General features: G+C 72.5%; 11 protein-coding genes. 6 read left to right on the top strand and 5 right to left on the bottom strand.

Annotated elements, in window-relative coordinates; genetic code table 11:
* The first annotated feature begins 1 nt into the window (after position 1).
* The 6 genes from ABT352_RS18975 (at position 2) to ABT352_RS18950 (ending at position 6464) form a co-directional block, all read left to right on the top strand.
* Complete coding sequence (locus tag ABT352_RS18975) at positions 2–691, top strand: YesL family protein (RefSeq protein ID WP_350946157.1); 690 nt, start codon at positions 2–4, stop codon at positions 689–691.
* A 70-nt stretch (positions 692–761) separates the two neighbouring features.
* On the top strand, positions 762–1901 hold the full coding sequence (locus tag ABT352_RS18970) for a Gfo/Idh/MocA family protein (protein ID WP_350946156.1): 1140 nt from the start codon (positions 762–764) through the stop codon (positions 1899–1901).
* A complete protein-coding gene (locus tag ABT352_RS18965) occupies positions 1898–2821 on the top strand; it encodes a DUF6807 domain-containing protein (RefSeq protein ID WP_350946155.1) in 924 nt (307 codons plus the stop codon). The genes ABT352_RS18970 and ABT352_RS18965 overlap by 4 nt, the downstream gene beginning before the upstream one ends.
* A gap of 84 nt (positions 2822–2905) precedes the next feature.
* Positions 2906–4606 carry a sensor histidine kinase gene (locus tag ABT352_RS18960; protein ID WP_350946154.1) on the top strand — a complete coding sequence of 567 codons (1701 nt, stop codon included), beginning with the start codon at positions 2906–2908 and terminating at the stop codon, positions 4604–4606.
* A gap of 124 nt (positions 4607–4730) precedes the next feature.
* A complete protein-coding gene (locus ABT352_RS18955) occupies positions 4731–5585 on the top strand; it encodes a universal stress protein (RefSeq protein ID WP_350946153.1) in 855 nt (284 codons plus the stop codon).
* A 324-nt stretch (positions 5586–5909) separates the two neighbouring features.
* Entirely contained in the window at positions 5910–6464 is a 555-nt protein-coding gene (locus ABT352_RS18950; RefSeq protein WP_389778299.1) for a hypothetical protein, read from the top strand.
* 174 nt (positions 6465–6638) lie between these two features.
* On the opposite strand, the gene ABT352_RS18945 is transcribed toward ABT352_RS18950, so the two are convergent.
* The 5 genes from ABT352_RS18945 to ABT352_RS18925 all read right to left on the bottom strand — a co-directional run bounded on the left by ABT352_RS18945 (position 6639) and on the right by ABT352_RS18925 (position 12738).
* Positions 6639–7538, bottom strand: coding sequence for a cation diffusion facilitator family transporter (locus tag ABT352_RS18945; RefSeq protein WP_350946152.1), 900 nt, complete (start codon positions 7536–7538; stop codon positions 6639–6641).
* Positions 7538–7894 (bottom strand): ArsR/SmtB family transcription factor, encoded by a 357-nt coding sequence (locus ABT352_RS18940; protein ID WP_350946151.1) that lies wholly within the window; start codon positions 7892–7894, stop codon positions 7538–7540. The genes ABT352_RS18945 and ABT352_RS18940 overlap by 1 nt, the downstream gene beginning before the upstream one ends.
* Positions 7895–8025: 131 nt before the next feature.
* On the bottom strand, positions 8026–9099 hold the full coding sequence (locus tag ABT352_RS18935; RefSeq protein WP_350946150.1) for a thiopeptide maturation pyridine synthase: 1074 nt from the start codon (positions 9097–9099) through the stop codon (positions 8026–8028).
* Positions 9096–10154 carry a lantibiotic dehydratase C-terminal domain-containing protein gene (locus tag ABT352_RS18930; RefSeq protein WP_350946149.1) on the bottom strand — a complete coding sequence of 353 codons (1059 nt, stop codon included), beginning with the start codon at positions 10152–10154 and terminating at the stop codon, positions 9096–9098. The genes ABT352_RS18935 and ABT352_RS18930 overlap by 4 nt, the downstream gene beginning before the upstream one ends.
* Positions 10147–12738: a lantibiotic dehydratase gene (locus ABT352_RS18925; protein ID WP_350946148.1), complete on the bottom strand. Its 2592-nt coding sequence runs from the start codon at positions 12736–12738 to the stop codon at positions 10147–10149. The genes ABT352_RS18930 and ABT352_RS18925 overlap by 8 nt, the downstream gene beginning before the upstream one ends.
* Positions 12739–12748: the final 10 nt, after the last annotated feature.

Genomic DNA, 12748 nt, shown 5'->3' with positions numbered 1-12748 from the left:
GATGAGCGACACGCTGCCCGACAGGATGGCCGGAATCCGGTTCGGCGAAGGGCCCCTGGCGCGCGCCTGCGCGCTCGTCTACACCCTCGCGGTGGTCGAGTCGCTCTTCCTGCTCACGGCCGTGCCCGGCCTGGCCGGGCTGGTGCTGCTCAGCCGCGACGCCGGCAGCATCCCGCTGGCGGCGCTCTGCCTGATCCCGGCCGGCCCCGCCCTCTCGGCCGCGCTGTACGCGCTGCACCACCGCCGCCTGGATCTCACCGATCTCCGTCCCGGGGCGGCGTTCTGGCGTGGCTACCGGGTCAACCTCCGAGGGGTCGTGAAACTCTGGGTCCCCTGGCTGCTGTGGATGGCCGTCATCGGATCGAACCTCGCCGTCGCCGGCGTCGGGGGATGGTGGGCGGTGTCGTCGGTCGTCATCGCCGTGGCGGCGACCCTCTGGATCGCGAACGCGCTGGTGATCACCTCTCTTTTCGCGTTCCGCGCGCGAGACGTCGCCCGCCTGGCCGCGTACTTTCTCACCCGTTCCCCCCGGGCGTCGCTGGGCAACGCCTGCCTGCTGGTCCTGGCGGCGACCGTCACGCTGATCGCCTCCGAGGTGGCGGCGCTGCTGCTCGCCTCGGTGCTGGCCTCGCTGCTCCTGCTGAACGGCCGCACGATGATCGCCGAGGTGAGGGAGAGATTCACGGCCTGAGCGCCGAGCGTCGAGAGGTCGCCTCCACCGTCAGGTGGCCGCCGTCAAACCCAAAGGAGTCTCACATTCGATGACGAAGAGAACACCCGTACGGGTCGCGATCGTCGGCACCGGCGGAATCGCGACGGTCTGTCACCTGCCCGCGCTGAAAGCCCAGGGCGACCGGGTGCGGATCGTCGCGGCCTGCGACGTCGACACCGAACGCGTCAAGGCCTTCTGCGCCGAGAACTCCATTCCCGGCGTCCACACCGACCTGGCCGAGATGCTGGACGTCGCCCGGCCCGACCTGGTGCACCTGTGCACCCCGCCTGGGCTGCACGCCCGGCAGGCCGAGCAGTGCCTGCTCGCCGGGGCGTGGGTGTGGCTGGAGAAACCCCCGTGCCTGTCGCTGGCCGAGTACGACACGATCACCGCGGCCGAGCAGGCCGGCGGCGCCTACGCCAGCGTCGTCTTCCAGCACCGGTTCGGCGCGGCGGGCCTGCACGCCGCGAGGCTGATCGCCTCCGGCGAGCTGGGCCGTCCCCTCGTCGCGCACTGCAGCACCACCTGGTACCGGCCGCACTCCTACTTCGAGGTGCCCTGGCGCGGGCGCTGGGACACCGAGGGCGGCGGCCCGACCATGGGCCACGGCATCCACCAGATGGACCTGTTGCTGACGTTGCTCGGCGACTGGTCGCAGGTCACCGCCATGGCGGGGCGCCTGGACCGCGACGTGCAGACCGAGGACGTGTCGGTGGCGAGTGTGCGCTTCGACAGCGGGGCCCTGGCGACGATCGTCAACAGCGTGCTGTCGCCACGGGAGGAGAGCTACGTGCGCGTCGACCTCGTCGAGGCGACCGTCGAGCTCAGGCACCTGTACGGCTACGGCAACGACGACTGGACCTACACCGCGGCGCCGCATCTGACCGGAGCCGCGGACGGCGCGGCACGCCAGGAGCACTGGTCGGCTCCCGGCTCTGAGACGCGCAGCTCCCACACCGCGCAGCTGACCGCGCTGCTCGACGCCTACGACCGGGAAGAACGGCCTCCGGCCAGCGGCCACGACGGGCGCCGCACCCTCGAACTCGTGACGGCGATCTACCGTTCGGCGTTCACCGGGACAACGGTGGCGCGCACCGACCTGACCCCCGGCGACCCCTTCTACCACCGGCTGCACGGCGACGTCGACGGCTGGGCGCCGACGGCCACCACAGGAGGAAACCGATCGTGACCTCGACCGAATCCGCTCTGGCACTGACCCGTTCGGACGACACCGCCTTCACCCTGACCGGGCACGGCGTCGAACTGCTCGGCTACACCTTCGGCTCCGACGCCGCGCCCTCGGAGTGTCCGGCGCCCTACTTCCATCCGCTGCGTACCCTGGGCGGCCAGGTCGTCTCGGGGCACCGGCCGCACGATCACCGCTGGCACAAGGGTCTGGCCATGACCCTCTCCCACCTGTCCGGGCAGAACTTCTGGGGCGGCCCCACCTTCGAGGGCGGCCCCGGACACGGCTACGTCCAGCGCGACAACGTCGGGACCCTGCGCCACGAGGGATTCGACGCACTGGAGTGCGACGGCCGGGAACTGACGTTCACCGAGCGGGTCACCTGGCTGACCGCGCGCGGTGAGCGGTGGATCACCGAGCTGCGCACCGTGCGCGTCCACGGCGTCGACCTCGCGAACCGATCATGGATCCTGGAGTTCGGCACCGAGCTGACCAATGTGCGCGGGCAGGAGCTCAGGATCGGCAGCCCCACCACGGCGGGCCGGCCCAACGCCGGATACACCGGCCTGTTCTGGCGAGGGCCCCGCGACATGACCTGGGGAGGCATCCTGGCCGAGGGGGACCTCGAAGGCGAGGAGGTCATGGGACGCAGAGCGGGCTGGCTCGCCTACGGCTCGCCGCACGACGAGGTCGACGCCGCCTCCACCCTGATCTTCGAGCAGCACCCGGACAACGCCGACGCGCCCACCCACTGGTTCGTGCGCAACCAGCCCTTCCCCGCGGTCGCCCCCTCTCTCGCCTTCCACGAGGAACTCGTCCTGCCGGACGGCGACACGCTGGCCCGCCGTTACCGGATCGTCGTCGCCGACGGGCTGTGGGGGCGGGACACCGTCGAGGGCCACCTCAAGAACAACCCATGGTGATCTTCGTCGTCGGGACCGCGGTGTCCTGGCCGAAGAGCGGCGCCCGACTGTCCTAAGCGTTGCCCGGATGCGAGACTTCGCGCTATGACGGAAAAGGAGTCGCGTTCCCTGATCCCGAACATGCGGCTGGACGAGTTGCTGTCAGAGTTGCAGGGGCGCCTGGAGGCGGTGCTGGCGACCCGTGACCGGGTGCACGCGCTGCTCGAGGCCGTGGTCGCGGTGGGCAGCGACCTGGATCTGGAGACGGTGCTGCGCAGGATCGTGGAGACCGCCACCACCCTCGTCGACGCCACCTACGGCGCGCTGGGGGTGGCCGGCGAGCAGAACACGCTCGTCCAGTTCGTCCCGGTGGGGCTGAGCGAGGAGGAGATCGCGCGGATCGAGCACTGGCCGCACGGGCTGGGCCTGCTCGGGTTGCTGATCAAGGAGCCGCAGGTCCTGCGGCTGGCCCACATCTCCGACCACCCCGCCTCCTACGGTTTCCCGCCCGGTCATCCGCCGATGGGGTCGTTTCTGGGGGTGCCGGTGCGGGTGCGTGAGGAGGTGTTCGGCAATCTCTATCTGACCGAGAAGCGTGGTGGGGGGGAGTTCGACGAGGAGGACGAGGCGATCGTGACGGCGCTGGCCACCGCCGCCGGTGTCGCGATCGAGAACGCTCGTCTGTACGAGGAGACGCGGCGCAGGGAGATGTGGTTGCAGGCGTCGGCGGAGATCACCACCAGTCTGCTGTCGGGGGCGGAGCCGCGCGAGGTGCTCGGGCTGATCGCGCGGCGGGCGCGGGACCTGGCCGCCGCCGACATCACGATGATCATGCTTCCCGACGTGGACCGCGAGGTCCTGCGCGTGATGATCGCCGACGGCCCGGAGGCCGGCAGGCTCGACCGGGCCGGGGTGGACGTCACCGGCTCGCTCCCCGGCAGGGCCCTGCTGGGCGGCGAGCCGGTCATGGTCGCCGATCTCGGCGAGGCGGACCTGCCCGCGGCCCTCATCCGGGATCTGACGGTGGGCCCCGCCGCCGCGGTGCCGCTGGGCGTGGCCGGGGTGGTGCGGGGAGTACTGGTGCTGGGTAAGCGACCGGGCCGCATCCCGTTCAGCGGCAGCGAGCTGCGGGCACTGCACTCCTTCGCCGGGCAGGCGGCGGTCGCGCTGGAACTGGCCGAGGCCCGTCAGGACGCCGAGCGGCTGGGGCTGCTGGAAGACCGCGACCGGATCGCCAAGGACCTGCACGACGTCGTCATCCAGCGGCTCTTCGCCATCGCGATGACCCTGATGAGCATCGTGCGCCTCGTCGAGCATCCGGAGGCCTCCGAGCGGCTCCAGCACGGGATCAACGAGCTGGACGAGACCATCCGGCAGATCCGCTCGACCATCTTCGCCCTGCAGACCCCCCGCGATGCCGAGGAGCCCAGCCTGCGCGCGCGGATCGTGGAACTGGTCGAGGGCGCGCGCGGGCACCTGGGCTTCATGCCCGGCCTGCGGATGGAAGGACAGCTCGACCACAAGGTGCCCGCCCCGGTCGCCGAGCACCTGCTGGCCGTCCTGCGCGAGGCGCTGTCCAACATCGTGCGCCACGCCAAGGCTTCCAAGGCCGACGTCTTCGCCGAGGCGGCCGACGACCGGCTCACCCTCACCGTCACCGACAACGGCGTCGGCCTGCCCGGCGAGGGCAAACGCAGCGGCCTGCGCAACATGCAGGAACGCGCCACGGCGCTCGGCGGCTCCTTCGAGGTCGACTCCTCCCCGCGGGAGGGGACCCGGCTGACCTGGTACGTCCCCCTCACCTGACGGCGGGACGGCACCGGGGCCTCGGACACGGTGACTCCTCGGCCAAGGGATCTTTACCGCCGTCGCGGGCCGGTCGCCCGCCGGTGTGACGGCGCCTTGGGCACCATGGGGAGGGGAGGACGTCATGATCGTAGTAGGAGTCGACGGTTCGCCGGCCGCGCTCGCGGCCGCGGGCTGGGCGGCGCGGGAGGCCGCGGCGCGCGGTGGCACGCTGAGCGTCGTGCACGCCATGCCCGCCTGGCCCTTGGAGATCTCGGAAAAAGACCGTTACGCCGATGTGGGCCGCTGGATGCGCGAAGGGGCCACGTCCATGCTGGACGCGGCGGTGGAACGCGTCCGGCAGGAGGATCCACGCGTCGTGGCGGAGCCGCGGCTGCTGGGCGGCGACCCGCGCGCCATCCTGATCGAGGCCGCCGCGGACGCGGAGCTACTGGTGGTCGGCAACCACGGTCTGGGGGGTTTCGCGGGGATGCTGCTCGGTTCGGTCGCACTGGGGGTCGTCGGGCGGGCCGCCTGCCCGGTGGCCGTCATCCGCGACCCGTCCGCCTGGCCCGCCGGGGAGGTGGTCGTCGGTGTCGACGGTTCGAAGGCGGGCACGGGCGCCCTGGGCTTCGCCTTCTTCGAGGCGTCCCTGCGCGGCGTCGGCCTGCGGGCGGTGCACGCCTGGAGCCGTCCGGTCGTCGGGGGCGGTCCCTTCGCGGAGGACAGCGCCGAGGTCGAACGTCGTCTGCTGGCCGAGGCCCTCGCCGGCTGGAGCGAGCGTTATCCCGACGTCAAGGTCACCGAGCAGCTCGAAGACGGTCACCCGGTGCGCGTCCTGGCCGAGGTCTCGGCCCGTTCCGGCCTGCTGGTCGTCGGCTCACGCGGTCGCGGCGAGCTGACCGGCCTGTTGCTGGGGTCGGTGAGCCACTCGCTGCTGCACCACGCCGGCTGCCCCCTGGTCGTCACCCCCGCTCCGGCCTCTCCCGGCTCCTCCTGACCGGCCCCTCCCGCGACCGGTGTGCCCTTCGGCCGGCAACGGTCGGGGAGCGGCATGGCCGGAGGCGGTGTGTCGCCGCCGTCGCGGATCCGTGAACGTCGGCGGCTTCGCCGGCGTTCGCAGGCGTGCCGTCCTCTCCCTGGTGGTGAGACTCCCCGTTCCCGTCGTGCGCGGCGTGACAGGGCCGAAGGTCCCGCGCCGAGGGGACGTTCGAGAGCGTGACGCGGTCCGTACGGCACTGTGGCCGGGCTCGGGGAAACGGTGTGATGAGTACGTCACGAAGACCGCCGAGCATCACGCGACACCACGAAAAGGGGAGCCGTCATGGCCACCACTCACAGGCACGACGTTCACACCGGGCCGGTCATGGACACCGTCCCCGCGCCGGCCGCCAGGCGTCCGGTCGACTACGTCTGGGCGATCGCCCGGATCAGCCTGGGCTGGATCTTCCTGTGGGCGTTCCTGGACAAGACCTTCGGCTGGGGGTTCGCCACCCCCGCCGAGCGCGCCTGGATCAACGGCGGCAGCCCCACCACCGGCTTCCTCAAGGGCACCGGCGAGAACGCCCTGGGCGGGGTGTTCGGCGGCCTGGCCGGACAGGCGTGGGTGGACTGGCTGTTCATGCTCGGCCTGCTGGGCGTCGGTGCCGCCCTGCTGCTGGGCGCGGGCCTGCGCGTCGCCGCCGTGGCGGGCGGCCTGATGATGGTCCTGATGTGGGCCGCCGAACTCCCTCTGCAGACCAACCCCTTCATGGACGACCACCTCGTCTACGCCGTCGTGCTGACCGGCCTGGCCCTGAGCGGCGCCGGCACCACCTGGGGCCTGGGCACCTGGTGGGCCGCCACCCCCCTGGTGCGTCGCTACCCCGTCCTTCGATAACCGTCCCCCGGACACATCCGTCCTCCGAACACCACCCCCGGATCACCCAAGGCTCGCCCCCCGTACGGGGAGCGGGCCTTCTCGTGTCGGCCCGGGGCGGTCCGGACGTCCTCCAGCGTGCCGACACCGTCATGCCGACACCGTCGCCGGGTGAGCGCGGCGACGGTGAGGCTCTCACCAGCCCAGCTCGTCGCAGCCCAGGTGGTCGGCCGGTTCGACCTGCAAGGTCGCGTGGGCCACGTTGTGGCGCCTGAGCAGCAGGTCGCGGGCCTGGTCCAGGACGGCGTGGCTGTCGGCGCCGTCGGAGGTGACCAGGTGGGCGGTGGCGACGTTCATGCCGGAGGTCAACGTCCACAGGTGCAGGTCGTGGACGTCGCGCACGCCCTCGACGGACTCCAGGTCCCTGGCGACGGCGGAGGCGTCCATCCCGGCCGGTACGTGCTGGCCAAGGACCGCGAACACCTGCCGCCCGAGCGAGATGGCGCGCACCGCGACGAAGACACCGATGGCGAGTGCGATCAGCGTGTCCCAGACCGGCTGGCCGGTCGTCGCGACCAGCCATCCGGCGACGATGACACCGACCGACCCGGCGGTGTCGGCCACCACCTCGTAGTAGGCGCCCTTGACGTTCAGGCTCTCGGCCGCGCCCGCGCGCAGCAGCAGCAACACGATCACGTTGATCACCAGGCCGATGGCTCCCACGACGAGCATCGGGCCGAAGGAGACCTCGGCGGTGGCGCCGATGCGGCCCACCGCCTCGGCCACCACGTACACCGCCACGCCGAGCATCAGCAGCACGGCCAGCAGGGAGGCGAACACCTCCGCGCGGTAGGAGCCGTAGCTACGGCGCCCCGTGGTGTCGGGACGGGTGGCGATGCGGGTGGCCACCAGGGCGGCGCCCAGGGTCACCACGTCGGCGGCCATGTGCCCGGCGTCCGACAGCAGTGCCAGCGAGCCCGACAGCAGCCCGTAGACCAGTTCGACCACGAAGAAGGAGCCGATCAGGGCGAAGGAGACCGCGAGCCGCCATCGGTGCCGGCCCGCCGCGTGCCCGTGGCCGTGCCCGGTGCCCATCAGCGGGTTCCGTCGCGTTCGGGGTGGATGGCCTGGGTGTGCTCGGTGTGGGCGAGCGCGAGGTCGAGCAGCATCCGCACGTGCGCGTCCTCCAGCCGGTAGAAGGCCATCCGGCCGGCCCGGCGAGCCGTCACGACGCGGTGCGCCCGCAGCAGCCGCAATGCGTGGGAGACCGCCGACTCGCTCTGGCCGCTCACCGCGGCCAGATCGCACACGCACATCTCGCCCTCCAGCAGAGCGAGCAGCAACCGCAGGCGGCCGGGATCGGACAGCAGCCCGAACACCTCGGCGGTGTCGGTCAGATCCTGCGCGGCGGGCATCCGCTCACGCACCACCGCCACCCGCGGCGCGTCCACGATCCGGGTTGTACACCCATCTATCGCCACGAATCGCTCATCTGAAGAACTATTCATATATAAAGATTAGCGTTCGCCGGAGGCGGCCTGTCAAGCGACGCCGTGCCCGGGCCTGTCCGGCGGACGGTGGCTCAGCCGCTGAGCAGGTACTCGCGGGCCTTCTCCAGCGGGGAGACGCCGTACTCCTCCTCCACCGCGGAAGCGATCAGATGGCAGAACAGGTGCCGCTGGATCGGGGTGACGCCGAGCCGGGCCAGGTGGGCGTAGAGCATGTTGACCACGAGGCGGTGGGCGAGGAACCAGTCCGATTCGAGGATCTCGGTGCGGTGCCGGTCGGTGGACATGAGCACGTCGAAATAGTCGACCCGGTGGCGCTGGAGCACCGGCTGCTCGGAGGCGTCCAGATCGATCTCCTTACGGGCCAGCAGCGGCAGGGCGATCTCCTTGTGGCGGCGGGTGAAGGCGATCCAGTCGCGTACGTGCGGCGCCGGGTCGCCCGCGTCGATCGACGCGACCACGTCGGCCACCGTCGCGCGCATCTGCCTGGCGTTCTCGCGGTACCTGGCCTCGAACGCGGCCATGACCGCGTCCCGGTCCTCACAGCACGAGGTGGCCGCCGCGACATGCGAGCGGTACGACATGTAACCGCGGCTGACCGGAGGGACGCTCACGTGCGCCACGGCGACCATGAGGTCGATGGCGACCGCGAACAGCGCGAGCTCACCCCGGCGGACCCGGTCCAGCGTGCCGAAGACGAGCCGGGTGCTCTCCGCGGCGGACGCGTCGATCAGGTCTGCCAGCGACCGGCCGCCGAAGACGCGCAACCGGTCGTCGTACGGCTCGGTCTGCAGGGAGTTGTCCGGATGCCACGGCAGCAGCGGCCCGGTCTCGTGCTCCCGTACGGCGAGCAGGCGGTGGGCGGCGAGATGCTCGTGCTCGTCGAGGCGGGTGGTGGAGGGATGCTCACGCAGATAACCGGTGATCGCCTCGGTCGCGACGGGGAGGATCTCGCGTTCCCAGTCTCGCGGGGTCGCGCGGAAGTTGAGCCGCAGGTGCGGCCCCCGGCGCCAGTGGCGGACGAGGTAGGGCTGCCGGATGAGGCCGTCCAGGCGCTGGAACAGCGGGCGGACGCAGTCCAGGATCAGCGCGTCCTTGTCCCGGTCGTAGTAGCGGATCTGGATGCCGTGCCAGGGGAGGTCGCTCACGGGGTTCCCTCGCATCGTGCAACCCCCTCCAGGGTGACTGCGGTCAGGTAGCGCAGGTGCGCCTCTTCGGCGATCGACAGGCCGAGACGGTTGCAGAACAGGTGGACGCATCGGTCCAGCACGCTCAGGACGTCGTGGCGGTCCGCGTCCGCCGGGGCGTCGACGGCGCCGGAAGTACGGAACGCCTTGCGGGCGCGGACCGGGGAGAGGCGCCCGGCCCGCTGGAGCGCGACAAGGCGCCGGTGCAGGGTGTCGACCGAGCGCCACCAGGCGCCGGGCGAGTCGTACGCGTCGCCGGTGTCGGGGACGCCGCCGGAAGACGGCCCGCCGGCGGAGCGGCCGGCTGTGACGTGGTTCCGGCAGGAGACGGCGCGGGCGGCGATGAGCCGGCACCTCTCCGCCTGTGCGGTGAGGGCTTCGCGCTGCTTGGTGAAGATCTCCACCTGCCGGGCACGGGCCGGTGCCGGATCCCATCGGTCACGCTCTCCGGCCAGCAGGAGGCCCAGGCGGCGGGGGTCGGGTTCCCAGGCGATGAGGGTGAGCATCATCGCGGCGAGGGCGTGGCCCAGCCGCCGCCGGTGGTCGTGCTCGCCGCGCAGGATCGCGAGCGCGATCCGGCTGGAGTCGGTGAAGTGCCGCTCGACGGCGGTGATCGCCTCCGGCCCGCCGAACGTCGCGTACTCGGGCCGGTAGGCGACGGCCTCCACGTGGTCGTCGGGCCGCAGCCGCCGGTCGTAGATGTCCATGCCCTCCCGCCCGGCGAACTCCCGGGCGAGCAGCGCGTAGCCCTCGCGGTCCCACGGGGCCGTCGTCGGATGCGCCGCGAGGTGCTCTCGCAGCACGGCCGTGGCGTGTTTCTCGATCGTCGTCGCGTCGCCGGGGACGCGCGGCAGCAGGCGGAGCCGCAGATGCGGGCCGCCCTCCCAGTACCGCAGGAAGAAGAACCGGTCGAGCCGTTCGTCCAGCTCCCGCACCAGCCCGTCGACGGCCGTGCGGAGCAGCAGGTCGGTGTCGGTCCGGTGGAAGGCGTGCAGGGAGATCCAGCGGTCAGGCACGGCCCACCTCGACCACGTACTCGCTCACATGGCGGCGGTGATCGGGGTGGTCGCCGCCGCCTCCGAGGTCGGCCGCCGCATCGAGGTCAGGGAGCGGCTCACGAAAGACGACCATCGATCCGCTCGCGTCCAGCCCCCGGTCGAACAGCGCGACCAGCGCCGGATCGGCCAGATCGAGATAGGTCGGCTTGGCGAGCCGCCCCAGGCGCAACCTGTCGCGGACCGGCGCGCCGGGATCGGCCGAGGAGACGAAACAACGTTCCGGCAGGGCGTGCTCGGCGAACCAGGCCGCGAGCGCGAGCAGATGCGCAGCGTCGGAGTCACCCCTGCCTCGGCGCGGGATCTCGCGCACCGGGACGTACCAGGCGGCACGGGCCACGGTGACCCGGCCGACCGACACCCGGGCCGTACGCTCGACGCGGGCCGGCACCGACTCCGGCGGCCGGGAGAAGATCGACTCCAGCCCCGTCACCGGGCTGGGCATGTCGCCGAAGAGCTGGAGCAGGAGGCGTGCCGTACGCGGCAGCAGCATGGGCGCGACCATCCCGGTGTACACCGGCAGGAGCGGGGTGTCGTGCCCGGCGCGCGTCAGAACGAGACCGCCGGCGCCGGGCTCGTGCCGGACGGCGAGGTCACGCAGGTCGAACACGGCCGGGCCGCTCGGGACCACACCCGGATAGCCGATCTCCTGGGCCGCCACCGTGGAACGCAGGTTGACGTTGCTGCCGAACAGCCCGGTGATCTCCACCGGCACGCCGCGTTCCGTCCCGAGCGGATGGTTCTCACCGGCGGGAACCCCGGCGACCCGCAGCAGGCGGTGCACGCGGCTGCGCATCGCGCCGTGCCCCGGGCCGAGCCCGTTGAGCACCAGCCGAACCGGCGTCTCCTCCGGCGGGCCGATCGTCTGCACGAAGCACGACAGCGACCCCACGGGACGGACGAACGCGGGACGGCCGGCGGTGAGACCGGCCAGCACCGCCGGATCGACGGTGAGCGGGTCCGGGGTCTGGGGCAGCAGCCCGCGCACCGCGGCCAGCGCCGCCGCGCGGGCGTCTCGAAGCTCGTCGAGCCGGGGTACGGCGGGCGTCCGGCCTTCCGGGGGCCGCTCCTGCCACGGATACATGAGCGCGTGCAGCTCACCGGCGAGGGTGCCGGGTGCGGCCCGGCGGGTTCGCTCGGCGAGCGTTCGGTGGAACAGGCCGAACGGCACCCGCGCGCCGGCGCCGAACCACCGCGCGAACAGGTCGGCGGCGAGCAGCCGGGCGACGCCGTCCCGATCGAAGACCGCGGCGAAGTCGGTGATCGCGTGCAGGTCGCCCAGGGCGGGACGCCAGGCGGTCAGGCCCAGCCGAGGTCCGGGCGTGCTGAGCACCGCGTTCTCGTGGAAGAGGTTGCGGTCCGGCAGGCGATCGGCGTCGTCTTCGGCCAGCCGGGTGAACGCCGAGCGCACCTTCCGTCGCAGCGCCTCGCGTTCCGGCACGCGGGCCGCCTCCGGGTAACGGGCGAGCGCCTCCTGCGCGGCGGCGAGCGCCTTGCCCGCGGGATGCGTGCCGAGCCGATCGGTCAGGTCGGCGAGGTGCGCGGCGGCCTGGTCGGCGACCGGGGGATGGAGTTCCAGCACCCCCAGGTCGAGCAGCCCGCCGAGTGCGCCACCGGCCCTGGTGCGGAGATCGTCGTAGGGCGGGCGCAGCAGCCGCCGGAGCGGCTCGGAGGCGGCGATGCCGTTGTAGGCGTCCTCCTGGCCGGTCACGTACCACAGGCGGCCGTCGTCCTCGTCGAGGCTCGGGTTGGGCCTGACCACGAAGAGGTCCGCGAGGCCGTCGTCGGCGCGGGCCAGGTCGGTGAGCAGCCGCAGCAGCAGGGGGACGTTCGGCTCGACCGCGCTGCGCCACGCCCACGTCCCCTCCCAGCGGACCGGCTCGCCGTCGTCGCTCCACCGCCCGAGAGCCGCGATCATGAAGGTCGCGTGCGGGCTCGTCTTCGCCACGACGCGGGCCAGGTAGCGGGTGAGGCGGAGCGCGACCTGGCGCGGCGGGACGGTGCCGGGCGGCGCGGCCAGCCACCGGTGCAGCGCGGCGGACATCGCCGGTCCCGCCTGGAGCACGCCATGGCCGAAGGCGTCGGTGCCGACCCACCGGCGCAGCACCTCGTAGGCGTCCCGGCGCTCCTGATCGAGCTCCTCCGGCAGTCGCCGGACGAGCGCGTCATGCCGGTCGAGGTCCGCGATCCAGTCCGCGACGCGCGGAGCGAGGCCGGAACCGACCTCCACCGGCCAGGCTCGGCCCGCCGGGCGTCTCGCGTTGTACAGCGCCCGGCGCAACGCCACCAGCGCCGGCCGCTCCGGACCTGGTCCGACCGCTCCGATCACCGGCTCCAGCTCGTCCGCGAGCCGCCGGCCCTCGTCGGCCAGCCGGCGACGAATCGCCAGGATCTCCCGGACGCTCCGCCAGGTGGCCGTGCACCTCAGCTCCGCGAGTGCCGCCACCGGCAGCGCGGCGATTCTGGCGACCACGGTCGCGTCCACCGTGCGACGAGCCGCGTCGATCTCGACGCGTCCCGGCAGGCCACGACGCGTCGAGACCATGTGCGGGGAG

The organism is Streptosporangium sp. NPDC000563 (assembly GCF_040299985.1).
Taxonomy (GTDB): domain Bacteria; phylum Actinomycetota; class Actinomycetes; order Streptosporangiales; family Streptosporangiaceae; genus Streptosporangium.
The sequence above is the reverse complement of the archived record's forward strand: the minus strand, read 5'-3'. Positions and strand labels throughout refer to the sequence as shown.

Coding starts and splice junctions, on each gene's coding strand:
- ABT352_RS18970 (WP_350946156.1), top strand. CDS start 762: ATGACGAAGAGAACACCCGTACGGGTCGCGATCGTCGGCACCGGCGGA.
- ABT352_RS18925 (WP_350946148.1), bottom strand. CDS start 12,738: ATGGTCTCGACGCGTCGTGGCCTGCCGGGACGCGTCGAGATCGACGCG.
- ABT352_RS18955 (WP_350946153.1), top strand. CDS start 4,731: ATGATCGTAGTAGGAGTCGACGGTTCGCCGGCCGCGCTCGCGGCCGCG.
- ABT352_RS18945 (WP_350946152.1), bottom strand. CDS start 7,538: ATGGGCACCGGGCACGGCCACGGGCACGCGGCGGGCCGGCACCGATGG.
- ABT352_RS18975 (WP_350946157.1), top strand. CDS start 2: ATGAGCGACACGCTGCCCGACAGGATGGCCGGAATCCGGTTCGGCGAA.
- ABT352_RS18950 (WP_389778299.1), top strand. CDS start 5,910: ATGGCCACCACTCACAGGCACGACGTTCACACCGGGCCGGTCATGGAC.
- ABT352_RS18960 (WP_350946154.1), top strand. CDS start 2,906: ATGACGGAAAAGGAGTCGCGTTCCCTGATCCCGAACATGCGGCTGGAC.